Origin of the sequence: Pseudomonas sp. TCU-HL1 (assembly GCF_001708505.1) — a bacterium.
GTDB lineage: Bacteria > Pseudomonadota > Gammaproteobacteria > Pseudomonadales > Pseudomonadaceae > Metapseudomonas.
In genome coordinates this window covers 116,577-142,906 of record NZ_CP015992.1, presented here as the reverse complement: position 1 = coordinate 142,906, position 26,330 = coordinate 116,577, and the positions used below count along the sequence as shown (strand labels likewise).

Below are 26,330 nucleotides of genomic sequence, written 5' to 3'. Positions count from 1 at the left end.
ATGTGGATAACTCTAGCCCGGTGCGGGGCAGTCACTGCTCAAGCTGATCCACTGCCCGACCGAGAAAGCCGCGGCTGGCTTCCAGCACTTCGGCCTGGGTTTCCTCACGAGCCAGCATGCGCGCTACCACCAGGGCGCCAACGCATTGGGAAATCAGCGCCCAGGCCAGGTCGCCATCTCCGAGGATTTCCGCCCAGGCGCGCTGCAACTGCAGCATCCAGTGCTCAGCCTCCTCGCGCACCGAACGATCGGCACGGGCGATTTCCGCACCGAGCGTCGGGATGGCGCAGCCCGTATCAGGATTCTGCAGATGGGCCATGCTCAGGTAACGATCGAGGCAGCGCTCCAGCTTGTCGCGGCAGAAGCCTTCGCCTAGGGCGATATGGCCGATCAAGCTCTGGGACAGCTCGCGCTGCACGACGGCGGTGAAGAGGTCGTTCTTCGACGGGAAGTGGCTGTAGAAGGCGCCGCCAGTGAGGCCGATAGCCTTCATCAGGCCGTCGACGCCGGTACTTGAGAAGCCGCCGCGCTTGGCAATGGCGCCGCTGCTTTCCAGCAGCTTCTGCCGGGTTTCTTCCTTGTGGGTGGCTGAGTAACGCACGACGACCTCCGGTGGACTGGCTTGACGCCTTGGTGAGCATAGCATAACGTCCGTTTACCTAACGATCGTTTATCAAAAGTTGCTGCCCTGATTGGCGCACTACGGAGCGCATCTCAATGAGGGCGACAACTCATCGAAACTTCCGCCAGCACTGCAAGGAGAGCACTGTGAACAGGGTTGTAGAGTTCTTTTTCGATTTCGGAAGCCCAACCAGCTATCTGGCAAGCACCCAACTGCCCACGATTTGCGCCCGTGCCGGCGCATCACTGATCTATCGCCCTATCCAGCTGCGCTCACTTTTCGAAGCCACAGGGAACAGATCGCCCGTCCGGGTTATGGCTAAAGGGCGCTATCTGCTTATCGATTTCCAACGCTTCGCCAAGCGTTATGGCGTTTCGCTGCAACCGAATCCCTATTTCCCGATCGACACATGGCCTCTGCTCCGAGCTGCGGTGGCCCTGCAACGACAGGACACATCGCGCTTCACGCAGTACCTGGAGGCCATGTTTCAGGCCATATGGGTAGAAGGGCGAAATCTGAATGATCCAGAGGTACTGGTTGAGGTGCTGTGCGAAAACGACATCGATCCGATAACGGCTCAACCAAGCCTCGAACTCGAAGCCATCCTTCAAGACAACCTTGATGAAGCAGTCGAAAAAGGAGCGTTCGGAGTACCCACCTGCTTTGTCGGGGAACAGATGTTTTTTGGTCAGGATCGTCTGGACTTCCTGGCCGAAGAACTGTGCCAAAACACATCTAGGGTCTGATCACCCGTTAGCCGCTCATTTCACGCAAAGGAGCCACCATGAAGTCCGAGTCGAGCAACAAGAAAGTCGTATTGGTGATTGGTGCCGGTGACGCCACGGGTGGCGCCATCGCCCGGCGTTTCGCCCGCGAGGGTTATGTGGCCTGCGTGACCCGGCGCAGCGCCGACAAGCTGCAGCCTCTGGTGGATGCCATTCGCGCCGAAGGGGGTGAGGCCCATGGTTTCGCTTCCGATGCGCGCAAGGAAGAAGAGGTCGCCGAACTGGTGGAGACCATCGAGCGCGACATCGGCCTGATCGAAGCCTTCGTCTTCAACATTGGCGCCAACGTGCCTTGCAGCATCCTTGAAGAAACCGCGCGCAAGTACTTCAAGATCTGGGAAATGGCCTGCTTCTCCGGTTTCCTGACCAGCCAGGCGGTGGCACGGCGCATGGTCACCCGCGAGCGCGGCACCATCCTGTTCACCGGCGCCACCGCGGGTCTGCGCGGCGCCGCCGGATTCGCCGCCTTCGCCGGTGCCAAGCACGGCATCCGCGCCCTGGCCCAGAGCATGGCGCGCGAACTGGGGCCGCGGAACATCCACGTCGCCCATGTGGTGGTGGATGGCGCCATCGATACCGAATTCATCCGCGACAGCTTCCCCGAGCGCTACGCGCTGAAGGATCAGGACGGCATCCTCGACCCCGACCATATCGCCGAGAACTACTGGTATCTGCACAGCCAGCCGCGGGATGCCTGGACGTTCGAGTTGGATCTGCGTCCCTGGATGGAGAAGTGGTAGCCGCGTCCTGACCAGCCGCGCGAAACCACATGACCTCTGAAAAGGAAGAACAAGAGAATGACCAAGACCGTTGAATTCTTCTTCGACCTCGGCAGCCCGGCCAGCTACCTGGCCTGGACCCAGTTGCCGGGGATTTGCACCAAGGCCGGCGCCACGCTGCGCTATCGCCCGATGTTGCTGGGCGGGGTGTTCCAGGCTACCGGCAACGCCTCGCCCGCTGCGGTGCCGGCCAAGGCGCGGCACACCATGATCGACATGCAGCGCTTCGCCCGCCGCTATGGCGTGCCGATGCACTTCAACCCGTACTTCCCCATCAACACCCTGATGCTGATGCGCGGCGCCATCGGCGTGCAGATGCGCCAGCCGGAGCGCTTCGAGGCTTATCTGGAGGCCATGTTCCGCGCCCTTTGGCAGGACAAGCGCAACCTTGGTGACCCTTCTGTACTTGGCACGACCCTTCAGGCCGCCGGCTTCGACCCCGCAGCGCTGCTGGCCCTGGTGGGCGATCAGGAGGTGAAAGACGCGCTGAAGGCCGCCACCGAGGAGGCGGTGAAGCGGGGCGTGTTCGGTGCACCCACCTGCTTCGTCGGCGAGGAGATGTTCTTCGGCCAGGATCGTCTGGATTTCGTCGAGGAAGCGCTGGCCTAGCCCGTGGATACCAGCTTCGGCCTTGACGCCAGCAGCGCGGCGTCGAGGCCGAGCATCCGCGCGGCCTTGTGCCCGGCCAACTGACTGGTGTCTTCGCCCTCAGGCAGTTCAGCGGCGAGTTTGGCGATGTGTAGGATGAGGGCATCCTTGGAGTAGACGCCGCCGCCCAACTGGTAGGCGGCGGCGATCAGTTGGCGCAGTTCAAGCGGCAAGCGCCAGCGTGTGCGCAGGGCCGAGCCGTAAGGCGCGGCGTGCTTGTGCAGCGCGTCGTCCACCTGTTCCGCGGTCAGCTCCTCACCGCCCAGGTCACGCCAGCTCTGGATGCTGCGCAGCACCGCCAGGTCGCCCAGCAGGTGCAGCAGGCCAGCGGTGTAGCAACGTTCACCATCCCCCTCCAGGCATTGGGCCAGCCAACGTGCCAGCTCGGCGGTGCGCTGGCACTGCTGCCAGATGCGTTCGCCGTGGGGCAGCAGCAAGGGGTCGATCAGCTCGACGCTGCGTTGCAGCGCCAGGCCCAGCGCCAAGTTGAGGCTGTGTTGCGAACCCAGCCTTGCCAGTGCCTGTTCCAGGGTCTGGCAGCCATTGCCAAGGTGCTGGGCGGCGCTGTTGGCCGCGGCAATGAGTTGGCCGGTGAGTTGCGGGTCCTGGTGGAACAGCGGCTCCAGTTCGGACAGGTCGCGCTTGTGGGCCCGCATGGCGTGGTCGAGCGCCTCGCGCACCACCTTCAACAGCGGTGCGCCAGATGATGTTTCACGCGCTTGCGCCAGGTAGACATCCAGGCTCTGCATGGGTGGGCTGGACGGCACCGGGCAGGCTACCTCCTCGCCCGGCTCCAGCAGCAGGTTACGCAAGCGCTGAAGCAGGTCCTCGGCATTGAACGGCTTGGCCAGGTAAGCGGTGGGCGCCAGGGGCAGGGCGGCGCGCACGCTGGCAGCGTCCACGCGCTCGGTGATCAGGAAGAAGGGGACCGGAGGATAGCGGCGCTGACGCCGGACTTCACGCAGCAGCTCAAGGCCACCGATACCGGGCAGGCCATAGTCGACGATCAGCAGGTCAGGCCAGCCCGCGCGGCAATGCTCGAGCACGCTCTGACTGTCCGGCAGCACCTCAAGATGGGCGTCGCAGCGCGCCTTGCGCACCAGTTCGGTGAGCAGCTCGGCACTCCAGCGATCAGGGTCGGCAATCAGCACCTTGGGTGCCCGTTCCATATCAGCCATGCGTGGCGATCCAGTTCCGCAGCAACTCCCGGAAGAAAATCCTGTACGGCTCGTGCAAGTCGCGAGCACTTCAGCAGACTAGACAATGCCGGGACCCGGACGCCAGCCCATTTCCCCTCAGGGCAAGAGGCGCTGCGGCAAGCGCTCCAACAATGCCGGGTCGAGCCGCAGCAGGCGGGCGGCACGTTCCTCGATCAGACCGCTGGGCGACTCGCCACTGGGCAGGCGCAGCAGGGCGGCACAGAGATTGAGCACCAGGGCTTCACGGGAAAACACACCGGCCCCCAAACCGTGGAAAGCCGCCACCAGCTCCCGCAGACCGAACGGCAAGCGCCAGCGAATGCGCAGCGCCGAGCCAAAACCGGCGGAGCGACGCTGCATCACGTCCCCCAGCTCCTCGTTGCTCAGGCTGCCGCCGGCATCCTGCCAATCCTGCAGGCTGCGCAATAGCGCCAGCTCGCCCATGTTGTGCAGCAGCCCGGCGGTGTAGCAGAGCTCGGCATCCAGCTCCAGCTCGCTGGCCACCCAGTACCCCAGTTCGGCGCTACGCTGGGCAGCCTGCCAGACCAGCTCGGCCAACTCGGCCAGACGCGGGTCATGCAAGCGGGCGTTGCGTTCCAGGGACATGCCGAGCACGAGGTTGAGCGCACGGGTCACACCCAGACGCTGCATGGCCTGGCCCAAGGTCTGACAGGGCATACCGAGGTGCTGGGCAGCGCTGTTGGCGGCGGCGATCAGCCGCGCGGTGATCTGCGGGTCGCGGGAGAAAATTTCGTCGAGGTCGCGCAGGTCGACCTGGTCTGCCTGCAGGCACTGGCTCACGGCTTCGCGCACGTCGTCCAGCAGGGGCGCGCCCTGGCCTTCCTCGCGAACGCTGTCGAGGTATTCCTTCAGGCTGCTCACCAGCAGTGCCGGCGACTGGCGGCCGACGGTGGCCTCGCTGGCCGGCAGCAGCGTGCTCAGACGCTTGCGCAGCTTGGCCGCGTTGAAGGGTTTACCCAGGTAGGCGGATGGCGCCAGGGGGCGCACGGCTCGCACGCTGGCGGCGTCCACCCGCGCGCTGATGAGCACGAACGGCAGCGCCGGAGTGCGTGGGTGGCGGCGCAGCTGGCGCAGCAGTTCAACGCCATCGATCCCGGCCAGTTCGCCATCGGCGATCACCAGCTCCGGCAGGCGCCGCTTACAGCGCGCCAGGGCCTCCCGGCCATCGGCCACTTGCACCACCTTGACGTCACCACGCACATCCAGCACCAACTGGGCGAGCAGGTCGGACGTCCACGGGTCGGCCTCGGCAATCAGGATTTCCGGGACCTGGGCGGCGGCGGGCATGTCTACCTCGACTGGCGGAAGGGTCGTCCCTGACGAACCCCGCGCAAGCCGGAGAAATGGCTGAAGGAAGGGTCAGATTCGTCGTCAGAATTTAGAGCAAGCAGTCTAAACCGGGGCTTGGGCGGTGGATAGTGGTGTAGACCAAGGTAGGTGGCGAAAGGCCCCCTCATGAGCTCCCTGTCGTATCAGGGGATCTTGTTCGCCAGGGCGGCCAAAGGGAGAGGGGGCCGTCCGGATCACGCCCTGTAATCCAGGCAAAAAGAGACCCGCCGAAGCGGGTCTCTTTCACTAGCTGAGGGATCAGGCCAGTTCGTCGAAGCACTCGGCGACAATGGCCAGGCCCTTGTCCAGTTGTGCGTCGGGAATGGTGACCGGCATCAGGAAGCGGATTACGTTGTAGTAGGTGCCGCACGACAGCAGGATCAGGCCCTTCTCGCGTGCCTTGGCAACGATCTTGCCAACCAGTTCGGCGGCCGGTTTGTCATGGTCGCCGCCTTCGAACAGCTCGATGGCAACCATCGAACCCAGACCACGGACGTCGCCGATGACCTTGTGCTTGGCCTGGATGTCACGCAGGCCGGCCTTCAGGCGCTCGCCCACAGCTTGGCTGCGCTCCAGCAGTTTCTCTTCGTCGAACACTTCCAGTACGGCCAGGGCCGCAGCGCACGCGATCGGGCTGCCGGCATAGGTGCCACCCAGGCCGCCGGGAGCGACGCTGTCCATGACTTCAGCCTTGCCGCAGACGCCGGAGATCGGGAAGCCGCCACCCACGGATTTGGCGAAGGTGGTCAGGTCAGGCACAACGCCCAGCTGCTCGGTGGCGAAGAAGGTGCCGGTACGGCCAGCGCCGGTCTGCACTTCGTCCGCGATCAGCAGGATGCCGTGCTGGTCGCACAGGGCGCGCAGGCGCTGCATGAAGGCCTTGGAGTTGACGTAGAAGCCACCCTCGCCCTGAACCGGCTCGATGATGATGGCGGCGATGTCCTGGGGCTGGGCATCGTTCTTGAAGATGCGCTCGATGCTGGCGATGGAGTCGTCTTCGCTCACACCGTGCAGTTCGCACGGAGCCAGGGCACGGAACACGCCGCCCGGCATCAGGCCCATGCCAGCGGAGTACGGAACCACCTTGCCGGTCAGGGACAGAGTCATCATGGTGCGACCGTGGTAAGCGCCGGTGAAGGCGATCACACCAGCGCGGCCAGTGGCGGCACGGGCGATCTTCACGGCGTTTTCGACGGCTTCGGAGCCGGAAGTCACCAGCAGGGTCTTCTTGGCGAAGTCACCCGGAACGCGCTTGGCGATTTCTTCGCAGAGAGCGATGTAGGGTTCGTAGGCCAGTACCTGGAAACAGGTGTGGGACAGTTTGGTCAGCTGCTCCTGGACGGCGGCAACCACTTTCGGATGCAGATGGCCGGTGTTCAGTACAGCGATACCGCCGGCGAAGTCGATGTATTCGCGACCGTCGACGTCCCACACGGTGGCATTCTCGGCGCGCTCGGCGACGATCGGGTGGATCTGGCTAACGCCGCGGGCAACAGCAGCGGCACGGCGTTTCAGCAGGGCTTCGTTCTTGCTCATAAGTTCCTCACGGCCGCTCATCGGGCGGCGCAATCTCAAGGATGAATGCCCCCGGTAGGGGTCGTCGCAGCATTCGATGATCGACTGCGAGGACTTGCCGGAGGCTTGTTTGCTTTGGGGTGGAGCTGGGGCGCCGCGCGCTCTTTCGCGCCTTGCCCCGTCTTTGGATCAGATACCGCCGAGGCAGAGATACTTGATCTCCAGGTAGTCCTCGATGCCGTATTTGGAACCTTCGCGACCCAGGCCCGAGGCCTTCACGCCGCCGAAGGGCGCCACTTCGTTGGAGATCAGGCCGGTGTTGATACCCACCATGCCGTACTCCAGCGCCTCGGCCACGCGGAACACGCGGCCCAGGTCACGGGCGTAGAAATAGGAAGCCAGGCCGAACTCGGTGTCGTTGGCCATGGCGATGACATCAGCCTCGTCCTTGAAGCGGAACAGCGGGGCCAGCGGACCGAAAGTCTCTTCCTTGGCCACGGCAGCATTCTTCGGCACGTCGACCAGAATGGTCGGCTCGAAGAAGGTGCCGCCCAGCGCGTGGGGCTTGCCGCCGGCGAGCAGCTTGGCACCTTTGGAAACCGCGTCGGCGATATGTTCCTGGACCTTGGCCACGGCTTTCTCGTCGATCAGCGGACCGGTAGTGGTGCCGTCTTCCAGACCGTTGCCGATCTTCAGCTTGGCCACGGCGGCCTTCAGCTTTTCGGCGAAGGCGTCGTAGATGCCGTCCTGCACGTACAGGCGGTTGGCACAGACGCAGGTCTGGCCGTTGTTGCGGTACTTGGAAATCAGGGCGCCTTCTACGGCCGCGTCCAGATCAGCGTCGTCAAAGACGATGAAGGGCGCGTTGCCACCCAGCTCCAGGGACACTTTCTTGATGTCCTTGGCGCACTCGGCCATCAGCTGGCGACCGATTTCAGTAGAACCGGTGAAGGACAGCTTGCGAACGATCGGATTGCTGGTCAGCTCGCCGCCGACTTCGCCGGCGCTGCCGGTCACCACGCTCAGGACGCCTTTCGGAATACCGGCACGCTCGGCCAGATCGACCAGGGCCAGGGCGGAGTATGGAGTCTGGGAAGCGGGCTTGATCACCATGGTGCAGCCAGCGGCCAGGGCCGGGCCGGCTTTGCGGGTGATCATGGCGGCTGGGAAGTTCCATGGGGTGATGGCAGCGGTCACGCCGATGGGCTGCTTGATCACGATCAGGCGCTTGTCGGGCTGGTGGCCGGGGATCACGTCGCCGTAGACGCGCTTGGCTTCTTCAGCGAACCACTCGATGAAAGACGCAGCGTAAGCAATCTCGCCCTTGGCTTCGGCCAGCGGCTTGCCCTGCTCGATGGTCATCAGGCGGCCCAGGTCGTCCTGGTTTTCCATCAGCAGTTCGAACCAGCGGCGCAGCTTGTTGGCGCGTTCCTTAGCAGTCAGCGCACGCCAGGCCGGCAGAGCACGTTCGGCGGCCTCGATGGCGCGACGGGTCTCGGCAGTGCCCATCTTCGGCACAGTGCCGATGATTTCGCCAGTGGCCGGGTTGTTGACCTTGATGGTCTGGCCGCTGTCGGCGTCCAGCCAGGTGCCGTCGATATAGGCTTGCTGGCGGAACAGCGTGGCGTCTTTCAATTGCATCTCTGTCTCCTTCACTCCGGCACGATACGGGGCGCCGGGGCAAGTTGTTGTGCTTCAGCCAATTCGCGTTTGGCCACGACGAAGCCGATTGGAACGGTCCGGCTTATGGAAGGGCGAAGGGGCGTTTGAAATCTCAAACGAATCCTAGGGTGCGGGGAACTTAAGGGCAATAGCGCGTTCGATAAAATCAACAAAAAGTCAGTGCAGTTTGTCGAAATCCTGATCAAAGATGACCAGACAAGGGACCATCGTTCAACATTGCGAACAAGGTATCTTGCGTGGACGCGAGGGCCTTAGATCGGCACCATGGCGCCCCCCATACGCATCCGTAGCTCAGCGGGATAGAGTACTGCCCTCCGAAGGAGGGGTCGTGGGTTCGAATCCCGCCGGAGCGCCATCTTCTTCCCTTTGAAATCAAAGGGATGTGCTTCTGACAAAAACCTGTCCTAGGCCTGAAAGTCGTTTTTGCCACAAATTTGCCACAGCTGATGTGGCGTGGATGGTAGGAATGGCAACGATCAGGAACCGTGGCGAGTATCAGTGGGAAGTGCAGATCCGCCGCAACGGCTATCCAGCCCAGCGCAAGACCTTCGAAACCAAAGCCGATGCTCAAGCCTGGGCGCGCATGATCGAAAGCGAAATGGACCGTGGCATCTTCGTCTCCCGAGCCGAAGCGGAGCGCACACCGTTCAGCGAACTCATCAACCGCTACATTGCCGAAGTCGCCCCCAAGCGCAAGGGCGCCTATTCGGAAATCAAACGCCTCGAAGCCCTCAAACGGCATCCACTGGCCGGCCGTATCGTCGCTACCCTCACCTCTTCCGATTTCGCCCGCTATCGTGACGAGCGCCTAACGGTTCGCAAGGGAAACACCGTCAAACGCGAGCTCGCGCTGTTCCAATACGTGCTGGAAGTAGCCCGCCGCGAATGGGGCATTCACCTAGCCGACAATCCCGTACGAATGGTCAGCCGGCCAAACTACAACGACGAGCGCTCCCGCCGCCTGGCACCGGATGAAGAGACCTATCTGCTGGGCGCACTCGAATACTACGAACGGCGAGAAGACGGCACCTATGCGGACGGTTCGCACAATCCCTGGATTCGCCCCATCGTACAACTCGCATTAGAGACAGCCATGCGCCGAGGCGAGCTATTCGAGCTGCGCTGGAAGCATGTCAGCCTGGAGCAGCGGACAGCTCATCTACCTGCCGCCAAGAACGGCTTTCCACGAACGCTGCCACTGACCCCAAGGGAGGGGGGCCGATTTTTTGTGTAACCGGCTCATGAGCAACTACCCAAAACTAAAGACCTGATCGGTGCCGACGGCATCCTCAAGCAGCTGACCAAGAAGCTGGTCGAGCGGGCGCTGGATGCCGAACTGCCCCATCACCTCGGGCACGACAAGCATCAGCCGATGAACAACCCTGCCGGCAATACCCGCAACGGTTTCAGCCGCAAGAAGCTCAAGGGCGAGTTCGGTGAACTGCCCATCGAGGTGCCGCGTGATCGCCACGGCACCTTCGACCCGCAGATCGTCGAGAAGCACCAGACCCGCTGGGCGGGTTTCGACGACAAGATTCTCTCGCTGTATGCCCGGGGCATGACAGTGCGCGAAATCCAGGCCCATTTGCAGGAGATGTACGAGGCCGAGGTGTCGCCCAGCCTGATTTCCTCGGTGACCGATGCGGTGGCTGACGAGGTGAAGGCCTGGCAATCGCGGCCACTCGATGCGGTCTACCCGATCGTCTATCTGGACTACATCCACACCAAGGTGCGCGACGGCGCGGTGCGGGTGAAGGTGGTGTACCTGGCGCTCGGCATCAACCTGGCTGGCGAGAAGGAAATCCTCGGCCTGTGGATCGCGCAGAGCGAAGGCGCCAAGTTCTGGTTGCAGGTGGTGACCGAGTTGCGCAATCGCGGCGTGCAGGACAACTTCCCGGCGCTCCAGCACCCGGAGAGCCTTGGCGATCGCCGCATCGTCGGCTGAACGGTCGATCGACGCTATGGCTTTCACGGCCGCGTTTGCGCCAGCATGACCCCGCACGAGCTGGTCGAGGAACTCGACCGCGTCGTCAGGGTGCCGGGGCTTTCCGACGTCTGGGTACCGCCGATCCGCAACCGCATCGACATCTCGCGACGGGCATCAAGGTGGCCGGCTCCGACCTCGTCAGCATCGACAAGTTGACCACACGCATCGAATCGGCCGTCAAGGCGGTGCCGGGCGTCTCGTCGGCATGGGCCGAGCGATTGACTGGTGCGCGCTCCATCCGCCCGCACGGTTCTGGCGACGCTGACCCATTACGGCAGCGTGAGCCAGATGAGTGCCGACTCGAAGTTTCCGCTGTAGGTCGTGCTGCCGGCCGGTTCGGACGCCCCGTGTGACGGAGTCGAAACTGTGGCTCCTGACGGATCCACGAGCCCTCCCGCAGGGGTCGAGACGGTGAATTTCGGCGCGGACAGTTTCAGCGATGCCGCCAGCAGCGAATACGGCGGGCCCTGGTTCGTTGTCGCCGCAAGCCGCACCGTGTTGTCGGCCGCAGCCGCGACCCCGCCGCCGGTCTCGAAGCCGGTGCCACCCCAGGTTGCCGCGGCCGTCACCTTCTTGCCGGTCGATTCCAGGCGCGCGACGAATGCATCCTGGGAGCCGACGCCCAACACCGTCGTCGTTCCGGCGAGAAGAACCGAGCCGTCGGGCGCCACAGCGATGCCTTCACCGGTATCGCCGCCCCTGGTGCAGCATTCCTTGCCGAACAACAAGCTGCCATCGGACCCGATCTTCAGGACCAGTGCGGCGATGCCGATGATGCCGCCCTTAGCCGCCTGGATGGCGCCAGCCGTGTATATGGACCCATCCGCGGCAGCGGCCATTCCGCCGCGCGCATCTACGACCTCGCCTGCCCCGTACGTCCGTGCCCAGACCAGGTCGCCCGTTGGCGTCAGCTTCAGCACCATAACGTCGAACTGGGAAAGATTGCTTCCCCGCAGTTTCGAGCTGGCCGCGTAGACACTGCCGTCCGGCGAGACGGCCATCGCCTCGAAACCGGCGGCATCGTCCCAGTAACGTTGCCAGACAAGACCGCCCGCTGGATCGAACTTCAGGACGAACACCCCGGCGGAGCTCGGGCCGAAGCTGGTTGTCCGGCCCGCGACGTAGACGGAGCCGTCGCTGTGCGTCGCCACCGCGCCGGCGCTATCGGACGCGGTACCGCCCCAGGCCCGCACCCAGAGCAGGGTGCCGTTCGGATCGAATTTCAGCAACACGGCGTCTCCGCCACCGTCTGCGGTGATGCCGGCCACGTAAACTGAACCGTCGGCAGCGACAGCCACTGACGCATCCGTCACCCCGACGATGGTTGGGCCGTTCCAGATCCGCTGCCAGACGACCGCTCCATTCGAGAGCTTGACGATGAACATCCGCGTCGCGGGCTGGTTGAACTGGTCGACGGCAAAGCTATCCGTCGAGCCGACGAGGTACGCGCTGCCGTCGGCGGCCGTGGCGACAGCGGTTGCGACCTCGGCTCCAGTCCCACCCCATGTCGTCTCGGTGAGCAAGACCTGCCCGTGCGCCGGCCTTTCTGTAAGTGCCAGCAGGACCAAACCCAAGCTTGCAAACAGCACCTTCCGGACCGCGATTCCACTCCGTTGTGCTGGCGAGGGACTGCAGATATGCGTCATGGCGTTTCTCCTGATTGGAGAGAACAAGGACCTCGACGGCGCTGATGGGATGTTAGCCGAACCGCTCGAAGCGTACTGTCGGCCACCCCCTCCACGCCGCGACAGCGCAGTACGAGCGGTACGAAGATTTTCAAGTGGTAATCTTGAATTCTAGAACAGCCTGCAAAACTTTCCAGATATCCGGGGTAAATAGCGTCCAATAGTTTCCACCCGGGGGGTGTAACCATCCGGCCTTTTGGCCGGAGAATCTGGGGTGTTATCGATGGACATCATTGCCGGAATCCGGCGGCGGCATCTGGTCAGTGGCGAAACCAGTAGCGCCATCGCCCGCAGCCTCAAGCTTTCGCGACCTACCGTGCGCAAGCAATGCTGAGCCGCTGTATTCACGTCAGCAACAGCCCTCGCCCTAGCTGAGGGAGTTTCAAGTCACGCTCCAAGCCTGGCTCAACACCGAGCAACACTTACCCAAGGCGCAGCGGCGCACGGCGCGCTGGCTTTATGACGACTTGCAGGTCGAGGGGTATCGCGGCGCCTACGACAGCGTGCAACGCTATGAGCAGCTGCGGAGCAGCCAGTATGTCCATTGATCGCGCCGCACAACCCAAGACCCTACAACTACATGGCATGGCCACCGCCTGGCGAGAATTGCTGGCCGAAGCACCGCGCCAACCCAGTTGCCCAGAAGGGCATTCCTAATCCTCTCCCACTTGCCGACGAACTGAAGACCGGACGCCCCTATGACCAACAGAATTGTCAGGGCCTAGAGTCTCCTTCTACATTGCTTGTCGTGGGTTCGCCGTTATCGTCAGTGCGCCATCCACCAGCCCCACCAAGGCTGTACATTTGGCCTGACGCAGGTATCATGGCGCCCCGCAACGCATCCGTAGCTCAGCTGGATAGAGTACTGCCCTCCGAAGGCAGGGGTCGTGGGTTCGAATCCCGCCGGATGCGCCAAATACGACAAGGCCCCAGGAGAAATCCTGGGGCCTTTGTCTTTCGCACCTCCGAGACATCCGAAAAAACAATCCCCGCGCAAAGCCCCACCCCGATTGGCCACACTTGGCCCTTATCCGAACCCAGCATGATCCGCTTCGCTGCAGCGCTGCTCGGCAGCCTTGCCCTGGCCGAAATGCCCAGCTACGGCCCGCAACTCGAAGGCCTCGACTATCCCTACCCGTTGCAACGATTTAAATTTGAGTAGCAGAGTCAGGCGCTGACCACGGGCAACATGGACATCGCGCTAAAGGGTCAGGCCAACGGTCGCACAGCAACGGCGCGACCTGGGAGCAGACCATCGAGGAATTGAGCAACGTCGGTTACCGTGTAATCACGCCTGACGAGATCAGCTTCCACTCCTTGAGCAAACCCAGAGGCTACCAGTTCAGCTTCAACCAGTTGGCACAGAACACCCATACGCTATTGGCGGAAAAGACTGCACTGCGCCTAGAGCAAGTCGAGCATCTGCCAACCTGGCCAATATTCTCGGTGACTATCCTGCTCTTGGTCGCGCTACTGCAGAGCGCATTCCCAACGCGACCCTGGTGGAGTTTCCAGAGTTGGGCCAATCGCCCCAGGTCGAATCACTAGAGCGGTTCCTCCAGGCCTTGCTGAACGAACTCGAGAAAGCCTGCTGATCTCGCCAATCATGCTGTGACGCCTGATATTGATAAGACTCCGGCGCAATGCCGGTCCCCTGACGTTGGAGCGTCCTCAATTGGCCATTTCGCCGCAAAGATCCTGCGTCAGCCAGTGCTCCACTTCCGCTTGTGGCAGACCCGCACCAAGCAGGCTGAAGAGCTTTGCCAACGCAGCCTCACGGGTCATCCCCCGGCATGACACCAAGCCGCTGGCAGCAAACTGGCTGCCCGCAGCGTAGACACCGAACTCGATCGCCCCCTCCTGGCACTGGCTGATGGCTGCCAGCACTACTCCACGCGAGTGGGCTTCCTTCAGGGTTCGGAGCAGTTCGGCGTTATCCGAAGGGCCTGTACCACTGCCGTAGCATTCCAGCAGCAGCGCCTGTACACCGCTTTCCAGCACCGCGTGCAATTGAGTGGCCGATAGACCTGGGAACAGTGGTTGTACGGCGAGAGAGACCACTCGGCGACGGGCTTGATAACCAAGCTCAGGCGGTAGGTCAGTAACCCGATGGCCGTACAGAGGACGATGGGACTCGATGAAAGCATCGAAGGCTTCGCTTTTCAGCTTACTCGCACGAACGCCGTTCAACAGCGAGCCGTTGAAGTAAAGATACACGCCGGGAGCGACTCCACTAGCGAGCAGGGCCAAGGCGCCGAACAGGTTGGGCCAGGCGTCACCGCCTTCAACACCGGCCGGTTGCATCGACCCTGTGAGGATGACCGGCACTGGCAAACCGAGCAACAGGAAGGACAGCGCGGAAGCGCTATAGGCCAGGGTATCGGTTCCGTGCAGCAGCAGGACAGCATCGCAGCTGTCCTGCTCGACACCTTCGATAATGGCATCACGCATCGCCAGCCAGTTGGCCTGGGTCATGTTGGCGCTATCCAGGGGTGGCGACAGCTCGCGGAATATCCAGTCAGGAACCTGACGTTGCGGGTGAGCAGATTGCTCGGCCCGCAGGTGTGCTTCAAAGCCGGAAGCTGGGGCGAGGCCGGCGTCGGTCATTTGCATGCCGATAGTGCCGCCGGTGTAGAGCACCAGGAGCTTGCGGGAGGGGGACATGGTATCTCCGTTCTTGTTCTACTGCAGTCCCGCCATCCTAATCCCGCACAGTGCGTCGTCCTATCGCTACTGCAGGGTGATTTCGTGAGCCAATATTTTCCGCGCACAAAGACAAACCCCCGAACCGCGTGAGCGGATCGGGGGTTTGGGATAGAAGCTTGACGATGACCTACTCTCACATGGAGAAGCTCCACACTACCATCGGCGATGCGTCGTTTCACTGCTGAGTTCGGGATGGGATCAGGTGGTTCCAACGCTCTATGGTCGTCAAGCAATTCGGTAGGGATCTCGTCGCGAGACGCGATCCCGAATCAGGTATGTGACAGTCTGGTTTTGCGGTTCAGGCCAATTTTCGGTCTGTCGACTTCACCCATCGCACCCACAATCACCAGATTGTTTGGGTGTTATATGGTCAAGCCTCACGGGCAATTAGTATGGGTTAGCTCAACGCCTCACAGCGCTTACACACCCCACCTATCAACGTCGTAGTCTTCGACGGCCCTTCAGGGGATTCAAGATCCCAGTGAGATCTCATCTTGAGGCGAGTTTCCCGCTTAGATGCTTTCAGCGGTTATCTCTTCCGAACATAGCTACCCGGCAATGCCACTGGCGTGACAACCGGAACACCAGAGGTTCGTCCACTCCGGTCCTCTCGTACTAGGAGCAGCCCCTCTCAAATCTCAAACGTCCACGGCAGATAGGGACCGAACTGTCTCACGACGTTCTAAACCCAGCTCGCGTACCACTTTAAATGGCGAACAGCCATACCCTTGGGACCGGCTTCAGCCCCAGGATGTGATGAGCCGACATCGAGGTGCCAAACACCGCCGTCGATATGAACTCTTGGGCGGTATCAGCCTGTTATCCCCGGAGTACCTTTTATCCGTTGAGCGATGGCCCTTCCATACAGAACCACCGGATCACTAAGACCTACTTTCGTACCTGCTCGACGTGTCTGTCTCGCAGTCAAGCGCGCTTTTGCCTTTATACTCTACGACCGATTTCCGACCGGTCTGAGCGCACCTTCGTACTCCTCCGTTACTCTTTAGGAGGAGACCGCCCCAGTCAAACTGCCCACCATACACTGTCCTCGATCCGGATGACGGACCAGAGTTAGAACCTCAAGCATGCCAGGGTGGTATTTCAAGGATGGCTCCACGAGAACTGGCGTCCTCGCTTCACAGCCTCCCACCTATCCTACACAAGCAGGCTCAAAGTCCAGTGCAAAGCTACAGTAAAGGTTCACGGGGTCTTTCCGTCTAGCCGCGGATACACTGCATCTTCACAGCGATTTCAATTTCACTGAGTCTCGGGTGGAGACAGCGCCGCCATCGTTACGCCATTCGTGCAGGTCGGAACTTACCCGACAAGGAATTTCGCTACCTTAGGACCGTTATAGTTACGGCCGCCGTTTACCGGGGCTTCGATCAAGAGCTTCGCTTGCGCTAACCCCATCAATTAACCTTCCGGCACCGGGCAGGCGTCACACCCTATACGTCCACTTTCGTGTTTGCAGAGTGCTGTGTTTTTAATAAACAGTCGCAGCGGCCTGGTATCTTCGACCGGCATGGGCTTACGCAGTAAATGCTTCACCCTCACCGGCGCACCTTCTCCCGAAGTTACGGTGCCATTTTGCCTAGTTCCTTCACCCGAGTTCTCTCAAGCGCCTTGGTATTCTCTACCCAACCACCTGTGTCGGTTTGGGGTACGGTTCCTAGTTACCTGAAGCTTAGAAGCTTTTCCTGGAAGCATGGCATCAACCACTTCGTGTTCTAAAAGAACACTCGTCATCAGCTCTCGGCCTTGAACACCCGGATTTGCCTAAGTGTTCGGCCTACCACCTTAAACTTGGACAACCAACGCCAAGCTGGCCTAGCCTTCTCCGTCCCTCCATCGCAGTAACTAGAAGTGCGGGAATATTAACCCGCTTCCCATCGACTACGCATTTCTGCCTCGCCTTAGGGGCCGACTCACCCTGCGTCGATTAACGTTGCGCAGGAACCCTTGGTCTTTCGGCGTGCGAGTTTTTCACTCGCATTGTCGTTACTCATGTCAGCATTCGCACTTCTGATACCTCCAGCAAGCTTCTCAACTCACCTTCACAGGCTTACAGAACGCTCCTCTACCGCTCGTCTTACGACGAACCCGTAGCTTCGGTGTCTAGTTTGAGCCCCGTTACATCTTCCGCGCAGGCCGACTCGACTAGTGAGCTATTACGCTTTCTTTAAAGGGTGGCTGCTTCTAAGCCAACCTCCTAGCTGTCTAAGCCTTCCCACATCGTTTCCCACTTAACTAGAACTTTGGGACCTTAGCTGACGGTCTGGGTTGTTTCCCTTTTCACGACGGACGTTAGCACCCGCCGTGTGTCTCCCACGCTGACACTTCCAGGTATTCGGAGTTTGCATCGGTTTGGTAAGTCGGGATGACCCCCTAGCCGAAACAGTGCTCTACCCCCTGGAGTGATACGTGAGGCGCTACCTAAATAGCTTTCGAGGAGAACCAGCTATCTCCGAGCTTGATTAGCCTTTCACTCCGATCCACAGGTCATCCGCTAACTTTTCAACGGTAGTCGGTTCGGTCCTCCAGTCAGTGTTACCTAACCTTCAACCTGCCCATGGATAGATCGCCCGGTTTCGGGTCTATACCCAGCGACTAAACGCCCTATTAAGACTCGCTTTCGCTACGCCTCCCCTATTCGGTTAAGCTCGCCACTGAATATAAGTCGCTGACCCATTATACAAAAGGTACGCAGTCACCTAACAATGTAGGCTCCCACTGCTTGTACGCATACGGTTTCAGGTTCTATTTCACTCCCCTCTCCGGGGTTCTTTTCGCCTTTCCCTCACGGTACTGGTTCACTATCGGTCAGTCAGTAGTATTTAGCCTTGGAGGATGGTCCCCCCATATTCAGACAAAGTTTCACGTGCTCCGTCCTACTCGATTTCACTTCCTGGACCCTTTCGCGTACGGGGCTATCACCCACTATGGCCGCACTTTCCAGAGCGTTCCGCTAAAATCCAAGAAGCTTAAGGGCTAATCCCCGTTCGCTCGCCACTACTAAGGGAATCTCGGTTGATTTCTATTCCTCAGGGTACTTAGATGTTTCAGTTCCCCTGGTTCGCCTCTTGCACCTATGGATTCAGTACAAGATACCTAGGTTATCCTAGGTGGGTTCCCCCATTCAGAGATCTCCGGATCAAAGTCTGTTTGCCGACTCCCCGAAGCTTATCGCAGGCTACCACGTCTTTCATCGCCTCTGACTGCCAAGGCATCCACCGTATGCGCTTCTTCACTTGACCATATAACCCCAAGCAATCTGCCTGTGAGCATGGCGGTGAAGACGACATTCGCCGAAAATTCGCGCTTGAACTCGCAAATTTTACCTTGAATCATTGAGTGCAGTGAAACACTCAACAAGTCACTTCTATCACATACCCGAATTTTTAAAGAACGATTCTGAAACAAAGTCCAGAATTCAATATCCCACAACGGATATTCAATTCTGAGCTCTTGGTCAGCCTGGAGATGGTGGAGCCAAGGAGGATCGAACTCCTGACCTCCTGCGTGCAAAGCAGGCGCTCTCCCAGCTGAGCTATGGCCCCAATGTCCAGCGGTCAGTCGACCCCGCGACAATTGGTGGGTCTGGGCAGATTCGAACTGCCGACCTCACCCTTATCAGGGGTGCGCTCTAACCAACTGAGCTACAGACCCAATCGCCTTCGCAATTGAATCAAGCAATTCGTGTGGGAACTTATGAAGAAGCTGATGTCTTCGATTAAGGAGGTGATCCAGCCGCAGGTTCCCCTACGGCTACCTTGTTACGACTTCACCCCAGTCATGAATCACTCCGTGGTAACCGTCCCCCTTGCGGTTAGACTAGCTACTTCTGGAGCAACCCACTCCCATGGTGTGACGGGCGGTGTGTACAAGGCCCGGGAACGTATTCACCGTGACATTCTGATTCACGATTACTAGCGATTCCGACTTCACGCAGTCGAGTTGCAGACTGCGATCCGGACTACGATCGGTTTTATGGGATTAGCTCCACCTCGCGGCTTGGCAACCCTTTGTACCGACCATTGTAGCACGTGTGTAGCCCTGGCCGTAAGGGCCATGATGACTTGACGTCATCCCCACCTTCCTCCGGTTTGTCACCGGCAGTCTCCTTAGAGTGCCCACCATAACGTGCTGGTAACTAAGGACAAGGGTTGCGCTCGTTACGGGACTTAACCCAACATCTCACGACACGAGCTGACGACAGCCATGCAGCACCTGTGTCTGAGTTCCCGAAGGCACCAATCCATCTCTGGAAAGTTCTCAGCATGTCAAGGCCAGGTAAGGTTCTTCGCGTTGCTTCGAATTAAACCACATGCTCCACCGCTTGTGCGGGCCCCCGTCAATTCATTTGAGTTTTAACCTTGCGGCCGTACTCCCCAGGCGGTCGACTTATCGCGTTAGCTGCGCCACTAAGATCTCAAGGATCCCAACGGCTAGTCGACATCGTTTACGGCGTGGACTACCAGGGTATCTAATCCTGTTTGCTCCCCACGCTTTCGCACCTCAGTGTCAGTATCAGTCCAGGTAGTCGCCTTCGCCACTGGTGTTCCTTCCTATATCTACGCATTTCACCGCTACACAGGAAATTCCACTACCCTCTACCGTACTCTAGCTCAGTAGTTTTGGAGGCAGTTCCCAGGTTGAGCCCGGGGATTTCACCTCCAACTTGCTGAACCACCTACGCGCGCTTTACGCCCAGTAATTCCGATTAACGCTTGCACCCTTCGTATTACCGCGGCTGCTGGCACGAAGTTAGCCGGTGCTTATTCTGTTGGTAACGTCAAAACAACCAGGTATTAACTGACTGCCCTTCCTCCCAACTTAAAGTGCTTTACAATCCGAAGACCTTCTTCACACACGCGGCATGGCTGGATCAGGCTTTCGCCCATTGTCCAATATTCCCCACTGCTGCCTCCCGTAGGAGTCTGGACCGTGTCTCAGTTCCAGTGTGACTGATCATCCTCTCAGACCAGTTACGGATCGTCGCCTTGGTGAGCCATTACCCCACCAACTAGCTAATCCGACCTAGGCTCATCTGATAGCGTGAGGTCCGAAGATCCCCCACTTTCTCCCGTAGGACGTATGCGGTATTAGCGTCCGTTTCCGAACGTTATCCCCCACTACCAGGCAGATTCCTAGGCATTACTCACCCGTCCGCCGCTCGCCGGCATCCCGAAGGACCCGCTGCCGCTCGACTTGCATGTGTTAGGCCTGCCGCCAGCGTTCAATCTGAGCCATGATCAAACTCTTCAGTTCAATACTGCTTGGGTTTTGAGAAAACCCTAAACTTGGCTCAGCAATCGCAAATAAACTCTCGAATTCACGAGTGTTACTTGTGATGCTGATAATCAGTTGACTATCAGGCTTACCTCACAAGCACCCACACGAATTGCTTGATTCAGTTGTTAAAGAGCGTTTCGATCAAGTCTTTCGTCTCAACCGAGGCCGCGCATTCTACCGCAGCCCTTCTTCCTGTCAAGCTGTTTTTCGAAAATTTCTTTTCTACTCAACCGCTTGCGCTGCCGATCCGAATCACTCTTCTCGTCAGCGGGAGGCGCATTCTACAGCGTTCAAACCCGCTGTCAACGCCTCCGTTCCCACTTCATTCGCCTGCGGCGAATCTTGCGAAGCGGAACCTCCCGCCACCCTCACCAATCATTCAACTCATTGATTTACAAGGAGTTTTGCTTGGCAACTGTGCCGGAAGAGGTGCGCATTATAGGGATGCAGAATCTGCCGTCAACACCTTTTTGAAAGTATCTTCAGCACGCCTTTCGCACCTATATAAGAAGGGCTAGATGACTTCATAAGAAGGGCTAGATGACTTCCGCCTTGCGCAAGCCTTCCACCTGCTCCGCAGCCAGGCCCAGTAGGCGCTGCAGCACTTCCTGAGTATGTTCGCCGAGAAGCGGCGGCGGCATGCGGTACTCCACTGGCGTTTCGGAAAGGCGCAGCGGACTCGCCACCTGGGGCACCACACCCGCCAGAGGGTGGTCGAGGTCGACACGCAGACCCCTGGCCTGCACCTGAGGGTCGGCGAAGACTGCCGCCAGGTCGTTGATCGGCCCGCAGGGCACACTGACTTCTTCCAGTGCACTGACCCACTCGGCCGTGGTCTTGAAGACCGTCGCCTGGCGAATCAGGGGAATCAGCTCGGCTCGATGGGCAACGCGGGCCTTGTTGGTTGAAAAACGCGGGTCGTCCGCCCACTCCCGATGACCGGCGACCTCGCAAAACTTGCGGAACTGGCTGTCATTGCCAACGGTGAGGATGAAATCCCCATCCGCAGTCGGAAAATCCTGATAAGGCACTATGTTCGGATGGGCGTTGCCCAGGCGACGCGGCGGATTACCCGTGGTCAGGTAGTTCATGGCCTGGTTAGCCAGGCAGGCCACCTGCACGTCGAGCAGGGCCATGTCGATGTGTTGCCCCTTCCCGGTGATCTCCCGCGAAGCCAGCGCGGCCAGCATGGCCACGGAGGAATAAAGCCCGGTGAGGATGTCGGTGAGCGCTACACCTACCTTGACCGGCCCGGCGCCCTCTTCCTGATCCGAGCGCCCGGTGATGCTCATCAGCCCACCTAGGCCCTGGATCATGAAGTCGTAGCCCGCGCGCTTGGCGTAGGGACCGAACTGGCCGAAGCCGGTGATCGAGCAATAGATAAGACGCGGGTTGATGGCCTTCAGCGACTCGTAGTCCAACCCGTATGCCGCCAGCCCCCCCACCTTGAAGTTCTCGATGAGGATGTCGGACTTTGCCGCCAGATCACGGACCAGTTGCTGGCCTTCGGGGCGAGTGAAATCGATTGTCACCGACTGCTTGTTGCGGTTGGCCGCGAGGAAGTACGCCGCCTCGCTGGTATCCCGGCCATCGGCGCCCTTGAGGAACGGTGGTCCCCAGGCACGGGTGTCGTCGCCGGAGCCGGGACGTTCGACCTTGATTACCTCGGCCCCCAGGTCCGCGAGGATCTGGCCGGACCAGGGGCCGGCCAGTACACGGGAGAGGTCGAGCACACGGATATGGGAGAGCGCACCAGCCATGGGATCACCTGGGTTCGCAAAGTGAACCGGCCTCTCTTCTATATAGAAGAGAGGCCCGTTGAAGGGTCAGAAGAACGCCTGGATGCCAGTCTGTGCGCGACCGAGGATCAGCGCGTGGACGTCGTGAGTACCCTCGTAGGTGTTCACCACTTCCAGGTTGACCAGATGGCGAGCCACGCCGAACTCGTCGGAAATGCCGTTACCACCCAGCATGTCACGGGCCATGCGCGCGATATCCAGCGCCTTGCCGCACGAGTTGCGCTTCATAATCGAAGTGATTTCCACCGCGGCAGTGCCCTCGTCCTTCATCCGGCCCAGACGCAGACAGCCTTGCAGGGCCAGGGTGATCTCGGTCTGCATGTCGGCCAGCTTCTTCTGGATCAGCTGGTTGGCGGCCAGCGGACGACCGAACTGATTGCGGTCCAGCACGTACTGGCGCGCGGTGTGCCAGCAGGCTTCAGCGGCACCCAGGGCGCCCCAGGAGATACCGTAGCGAGCCGAGTTGAGGCAGGTGAACGGGCCACGCAGACCACGGACGTCCGGGAACGCGTTTTCTTCCGGCACAAAGACATTGTCCATCACGATCTCGCCAGTGATGGAGGCGCGCAGGCCAACCTTGCCATGGATCGCCGGGGCGGACAGGCCCTGCCAGCCCTTCTCGAGGACGAAGCCACGGATCTCGCCGGCATCGTCCTTGGCCCAGACCACGAAGACGTCGGCGATCGGGCTGTTGGTGATCCACATCTTGCTGCCGGTCAGGCGGTAGCCGCCGTCGACCTTCTTGGCGCGGGTGATCATCGAGCCCGGATCGGAGCCGTGGTTCGGCTCGGTCAGGCCGAAGCAGCCGATGTATTCGCCGCTGGCCAGTTTCGGCAGGTACTTCTGCTTGGTGGCTTCGTTACCGAACTCGTTGATCGGCACCATCACAAGCGAGGACTGCACGCTCATCATCGAGCGATAGCCGGAATCAACGCGTTCGACTTCACGGGCGATCAGGCCGTAGCACACGTAGTTCAGGCCGCTGCCGCCGTAGGCTTCCGGGATGGTCGCGCCGAGCAGGCCAGTCTCGCCCATCTCGCGGAAGATCGCCGGGTCGGTCTGCTCATGGCGGAAGGCTTCCAGCACGCGCGGGGCCAGTTTGTCGGCGGCGAACTGCTGGGCACTGTCACGCACCATGCGCTCTTCTTCGGTGAGTTGCTGATCCAGCAGCAGCGGGTCGATCCAGTTGAAGCTTGCTTTGGCGGCCATGGGAGTGTCCTCGGTAAGCGGGGTTCAGGGGCTGAGCCATCGCGCGGCCCTGCCTTATTAGTGTCGGCGCATCCTAGACAGCCTAGGCCGGATCGGACAAACGAGGATTTCGCATGCTGTTGTGCTAATTTCTCACTCCGAAGAACCACAAAGCCCCATTTTAAGCCGCTACTTGTGACGCAGAGGTACAGCATGCGCCGGAAGATTCCCAGTACCGCCGCCTTGATCGCCTTCGAGTCGGCCGCTCGCCACCAGAGTTTCACCAAGGCAGCCGATGAGCTGGCCCTGACCCAGAGCGCAATCTGCCGGCAGATTGCCGGGCTGGAAGAATTCCTCGGCCTGGAGTTGTTTCGCCGTTCGCGGCGCGGGGTGAAGCTGACCGAAGCCGGACTGGCCTATTCCCGGCGTATCGCCACCCAACTCGATGCCGTGGAGCGCGACACCCTGGCCGTGATGGGCCAGCAAGGTGCGATGACGGTCGAGCTGGCCATCGTTCCGACCTTCGGTACCCAGTGGCTGCTGCCGCGACTGAAGGACTTCCAGCGCCTTCACCCGGAAGTCACGGTCAACCTGACCAACCGCACCCGTCCCTTCCTCTTCGCCGACACCGACTTCGATGCCGCACTTTATTTCGGCGATGCCGAATGGTCCGGTACCCGCGCCGACTTCCTGATGCACGAGTACTCGGTGCCGGTGTGCAGCCCGACCCTGCTGCAGGGTAGCGACGGCCTGGACGCCGAGGCCATCGCCCGCCTGCCCCTGCTGCAGCAGACCACCCGCCCCTACGCCTGGCGCCAGTGGTTCAACTCCCTGGGCATGAATGTGGCCCGTGATCTCAGCGGCCCGCGCCATGAGCTGTTCTCGATGCTGGCCCAGGCCGCCATGCACGAAATGGGCGTGGCGCTGATTCCGCCTTTCCTGATCCAGCGCGAACTGGCGGACCGTCGCCTGGTGATCGCTCACCCCCACAGTTTCCGTAGTGACAAGGCCTATTATCTGATCATCCCGGAGCGCAAGCTGGAGTCCGCCGCCCTCGGCGCCTTCCGTGACTGGCTGGTAGAAGCCGCCCGCCAGTACCGCAACGAAGCCGGCCTGGACTGACGGGCCGCTGTAACCCCCGGTAGCACCTTTTCTCCCGCGCCCATACGCCGAAAGAGGTAATGCCCATTCCGAGCCCCCGTGCAGCGCCCCGATCACCCACTCGGGTGATGGGTGAAATCGCCCGTTCAGGCAGTTATGGCGCAGGAAGCGGCTGATTAGCATGAAGCCTCCCAAGACCCGCTCTGGAGAGCCGCATGACAACAAGAACAATGCGCGGAATCTTCCGGCCGCACACGCTGGCCGCCGCCGTCGCCCTGGGTTGCAGCGCCCAGGCCTCTGCCATCACGTTCAACATTGGCGAAATCGAAGCACAGTTCGACTCCTCCCTCTCGGTCGGCGCCAGTTGGGCCGTGCGCTCACCCGATCCCGAATTCATCTCCACCGCCAGTGGTGGCGAGGCGCTCTCGCGGACCTCTGACGACGGCCGCTTGAACTTCAAGAAAGGGGAGACGTTCTCGAAGATCTTCAAGGGCATCCACGACCTGGAATTGAAGTACGGCGATACCGGCGTGTTCCTTCGCGGCAAGTACTGGTACGACTTCGAGCTGAAGGACGAGCATCGGCTCTTCTATGACATCGACGACCACAACCGCAAGGAAGGCGCCCGCTCCTCTGGCGCGCAACTGCTCGACGCCTTCCTCTATCACAACTACAACCTGGGCGACCTGCCGGGCAGCTTCCGTATCGGCAAGCAGGTGGTGAGCTGGGGCGAAAGCACCTTCATCGGCAACAGCATCAACTCGATCAACCCCATCGACGCTGCAGCCTTCCGCCGCCCGGGTGCCGAGATCAAGGAAGGCCTGATCCCGGTGAACATGATCTACCTGTCCCAGAGCCTGACCGACAACCTCTCCGCCGAAGCCTTCTACCAGCTCGAGTGGGACCAGACGGTGGCGGACAACTGCGGCACTTTCTTCTCCACGTCAGACGTGGTGGCCGATGGCTGCGTCGACCGCCTGGTGGTCAACGGGCCGGACCTGCCGCCCGGTGTGTCCCCCAACAGGGGCGCCACCCTGTATATCCCCCGCGCCGGGGATCGGGACGCCCGTGACAGCGGCCAGTTCGGCGTGGCCATCCGCTGGTTCGTGCCCGAGTTCAACGACACCGAGTTCGGCGCCTACGCGATGAACTACCACAGCCGCGGCCCGATCTTCAGCACCATCCGCACCACCCGGCCGGACCCTCGGGTCATTCCTGGCGCCCCGGCGGCACGCTACTTTATCGAGTACCCCGAGGATATCCGCCTCTACGGCCTGAGCTTCCAGACCAACATCGAAGGCACCTCGGTGGCGGGCGAAGTCAGCTTCCGTCCGAACATGCCGCTGCAGATCAACAGCACCGACCTGTCCTTCGCCGCCCTCGGCGTGCCCAACTCGCCGGTCTTCGAGAGCGGTCATGCACGCAACCGCGCCGGCGAAGACCTGCACGGCTACGTGCGCAAGCCGGTCACCCAGGCCCAGGTCACCGCTACCCAGTTCATCGACCAGGTCCTGGGCGCCAGCCGCCTGACCCTGGTCGGCGAGGTGGGCTACAACCACATCGGCGGCCTGAACGACGACATCGGCGAGTTGCGCTACGGCCGCGACCCGATCTATGGCCCCGGCCGACTGTCCAGCCAGGCCGTGTGCCTGGCACTCACCGCCAGCAGCCCGCAGCAGCGCGAATGCAACGACAAGGGCTTCTACACCAGTAGTTCCTGGGGCTACCGCGCCCGCGCCAGTCTGGAGTACAGCAACGTCTTTGCCGGCATCAACCTGACTCCGAGCGTCGCCTGGTCCCACGACGTCGACGGCTACGGCCCGAACTTCAACGAAGGTTCCAAGGCCATCAGCCTCGGCCTCAACGCCGAGTACCAGAACACCTACACCGCGAGCCTCAGCTACACCGACTTCTTCGGCGGCCACTACAACGTCACCACCGACCGCGACTTCGTCGCCCTCAGCTTCGGCCTCAACTTCTAATTGCAA

15 protein-coding genes, 4 tRNA genes, 3 rRNA genes and 2 pseudogenes are annotated in these 26,330 nt (G+C 60.8%); 10 read left to right on the top strand and 14 right to left on the bottom strand.

Annotated elements, in window-relative coordinates; translation table 11 throughout:
- Positions 1-31: 31 nt before the first annotated feature.
- The gene (locus tag THL1_RS00650) at positions 32-601 is read right to left on the bottom strand and encodes a TetR/AcrR family transcriptional regulator (protein WP_069081467.1); all 570 of its coding nucleotides are present in this window, start codon (positions 599-601) and stop codon (positions 32-34) included.
- Positions 602-768: 167 nt separating this feature from the next.
- Here THL1_RS00650 and THL1_RS28620 point away from each other — a divergent pair, with 167 nt between their 5' ends.
- From THL1_RS28620 to THL1_RS00635, 3 genes are read left to right on the top strand one after another with little or no spacing between them, the layout of a single operon-like run.
- The gene (locus THL1_RS28620; RefSeq protein WP_083246034.1) at positions 769-1,368 is read left to right on the top strand and encodes a 2-hydroxychromene-2-carboxylate isomerase; all 600 of its coding nucleotides are present in this window, start codon (positions 769-771) and stop codon (positions 1,366-1,368) included.
- A gap of 38 nt (positions 1,369-1,406) precedes the next feature.
- The gene (locus tag THL1_RS00640) at positions 1,407-2,147 is read left to right on the top strand and encodes an SDR family oxidoreductase (protein ID WP_069081465.1); all 741 of its coding nucleotides are present in this window, start codon (positions 1,407-1,409) and stop codon (positions 2,145-2,147) included.
- A gap of 57 nt (positions 2,148-2,204) precedes the next feature.
- Positions 2,205-2,795 (top strand): 2-hydroxychromene-2-carboxylate isomerase, encoded by a 591-nt coding sequence (locus tag THL1_RS00635; protein WP_069081464.1) that lies wholly within the window; start codon positions 2,205-2,207, stop codon positions 2,793-2,795.
- Here the strand turns inward: THL1_RS00635 and THL1_RS00630 are convergent.
- The 4 genes from THL1_RS00630 to gabD all read right to left on the bottom strand — a co-directional run bounded on the left by THL1_RS00630 (position 2,792) and on the right by gabD (position 8,539).
- Positions 2,792-4,012 (bottom strand): HDOD domain-containing protein, encoded by a 1,221-nt coding sequence (locus THL1_RS00630; RefSeq protein ID WP_069081463.1) that lies wholly within the window; start codon positions 4,010-4,012, stop codon positions 2,792-2,794. The two genes, THL1_RS00635 and THL1_RS00630, sit on opposite strands and share 4 nt — an antisense overlap.
- A 117-nt stretch (positions 4,013-4,129) precedes the next feature.
- On the bottom strand, positions 4,130-5,341 hold the full coding sequence (locus THL1_RS00625; protein WP_069081462.1) for an HDOD domain-containing protein: 1,212 nt from the start codon (positions 5,339-5,341) through the stop codon (positions 4,130-4,132).
- A 300-nt stretch (positions 5,342-5,641) separates the two neighbouring features.
- Positions 5,642-6,919: a 4-aminobutyrate--2-oxoglutarate transaminase gene (gabT, locus tag THL1_RS00620; protein WP_069081461.1), complete on the bottom strand. Its 1,278-nt coding sequence runs from the start codon at positions 6,917-6,919 to the stop codon at positions 5,642-5,644.
- Between the two features lie 168 nt (positions 6,920-7,087).
- Positions 7,088-8,539 carry an NADP-dependent succinate-semialdehyde dehydrogenase gene (gene gabD / locus THL1_RS00615; RefSeq protein WP_069081460.1) on the bottom strand — a complete coding sequence of 484 codons (1,452 nt, stop codon included), beginning with the start codon at positions 8,537-8,539 and terminating at the stop codon, positions 7,088-7,090.
- A 322-nt stretch (positions 8,540-8,861) separates the two neighbouring features.
- Here gabD and THL1_RS00610 point away from each other — a divergent pair.
- The 4 genes and pseudogenes from THL1_RS00610 to THL1_RS30435 all read left to right on the top strand — a co-directional run.
- Positions 8,862-8,936 (top strand) — tRNA-Arg (locus tag THL1_RS00610).
- 111 nt (positions 8,937-9,047) lie between these two features.
- Positions 9,048-9,815: a tyrosine-type recombinase/integrase gene (locus tag THL1_RS00605; RefSeq protein WP_083245785.1), complete on the top strand. Its 768-nt coding sequence runs from the start codon at positions 9,048-9,050 to the stop codon at positions 9,813-9,815.
- A gap of 7 nt (positions 9,816-9,822) precedes the next feature.
- A pseudogene (locus tag THL1_RS00600) lies at positions 9,823-10,481 on the top strand (IS256 family transposase); the annotation flags it as partial.
- An 84-nt stretch (positions 10,482-10,565) separates the two neighbouring features.
- Positions 10,566-10,807 (top strand): annotated as a pseudogene (locus tag THL1_RS30435) (hypothetical protein); the annotation flags it as partial.
- Positions 10,808-10,837: 30 nt separating this feature from the next.
- On the opposite strand, the gene THL1_RS00595 reads toward THL1_RS30435, so the two are convergent.
- Complete coding sequence (locus tag THL1_RS00595; RefSeq protein ID WP_069081459.1) at positions 10,838-12,214, bottom strand: hypothetical protein; 1,377 nt, start codon at positions 12,212-12,214, stop codon at positions 10,838-10,840.
- Between the two features lie 877 nt (positions 12,215-13,091).
- Between THL1_RS00595 and THL1_RS00590 the strand changes: the two genes are divergently transcribed.
- Positions 13,092-13,168, top strand: a tRNA-Arg gene (locus THL1_RS00590).
- A gap of 756 nt (positions 13,169-13,924) precedes the next feature.
- Here the strand turns inward: THL1_RS00590 and THL1_RS00585 are convergent.
- The 8 genes from THL1_RS00585 to THL1_RS00550 all read right to left on the bottom strand — a co-directional run bounded on the left by THL1_RS00585 (position 13,925) and on the right by THL1_RS00550 (position 23,262).
- Positions 13,925-14,917: an asparaginase gene (locus THL1_RS00585; protein WP_069081458.1), complete on the bottom strand. Its 993-nt coding sequence runs from the start codon at positions 14,915-14,917 to the stop codon at positions 13,925-13,927.
- Positions 14,918-15,073: 156 nt separating this feature from the next.
- Positions 15,074-15,189, bottom strand: a 5S ribosomal RNA gene (gene rrf, locus THL1_RS00580).
- Positions 15,190-15,325: 136 nt separating this feature from the next.
- A 23S ribosomal RNA gene (locus tag THL1_RS00575) occupies positions 15,326-18,216 on the bottom strand.
- 227 nt (positions 18,217-18,443) lie between these two features.
- Positions 18,444-18,519: transfer RNA gene (locus THL1_RS00570), tRNA-Ala, on the bottom strand.
- A 32-nt stretch (positions 18,520-18,551) separates the two neighbouring features.
- A tRNA-Ile gene (locus THL1_RS00565) sits at positions 18,552-18,628 on the bottom strand.
- A gap of 65 nt (positions 18,629-18,693) precedes the next feature.
- Positions 18,694-20,230: ribosomal RNA gene (locus tag THL1_RS00560) — 16S ribosomal RNA — on the bottom strand.
- The 16S, 23S and 5S rRNA genes sit together here with 2 tRNA genes alongside, the layout of an rRNA operon.
- A 560-nt stretch (positions 20,231-20,790) precedes the next feature.
- Positions 20,791-22,014: a CaiB/BaiF CoA transferase family protein gene (locus tag THL1_RS00555; RefSeq protein ID WP_069081457.1), complete on the bottom strand. Its 1,224-nt coding sequence runs from the start codon at positions 22,012-22,014 to the stop codon at positions 20,791-20,793.
- 66 nt (positions 22,015-22,080) lie between these two features.
- A complete protein-coding gene (locus THL1_RS00550) occupies positions 22,081-23,262 on the bottom strand; it encodes an acyl-CoA dehydrogenase (RefSeq protein ID WP_069081456.1) in 1,182 nt (393 codons plus the stop codon).
- 192 nt (positions 23,263-23,454) lie between these two features.
- Here THL1_RS00550 and THL1_RS00545 point away from each other — a divergent pair, with 192 nt between their 5' ends.
- Both THL1_RS00545 and THL1_RS00540 read left to right on the top strand, forming a co-directional pair.
- Complete coding sequence (locus THL1_RS00545; protein WP_069081455.1) at positions 23,455-24,363, top strand: LysR family transcriptional regulator; 909 nt, start codon at positions 23,455-23,457, stop codon at positions 24,361-24,363.
- A gap of 194 nt (positions 24,364-24,557) precedes the next feature.
- Entirely contained in the window at positions 24,558-26,324 is a 1,767-nt protein-coding gene (locus THL1_RS00540; protein WP_069081454.1) for a DUF1302 domain-containing protein, read from the top strand.
- The last annotated feature ends 6 nt before the right edge of the window (positions 26,325-26,330 follow it).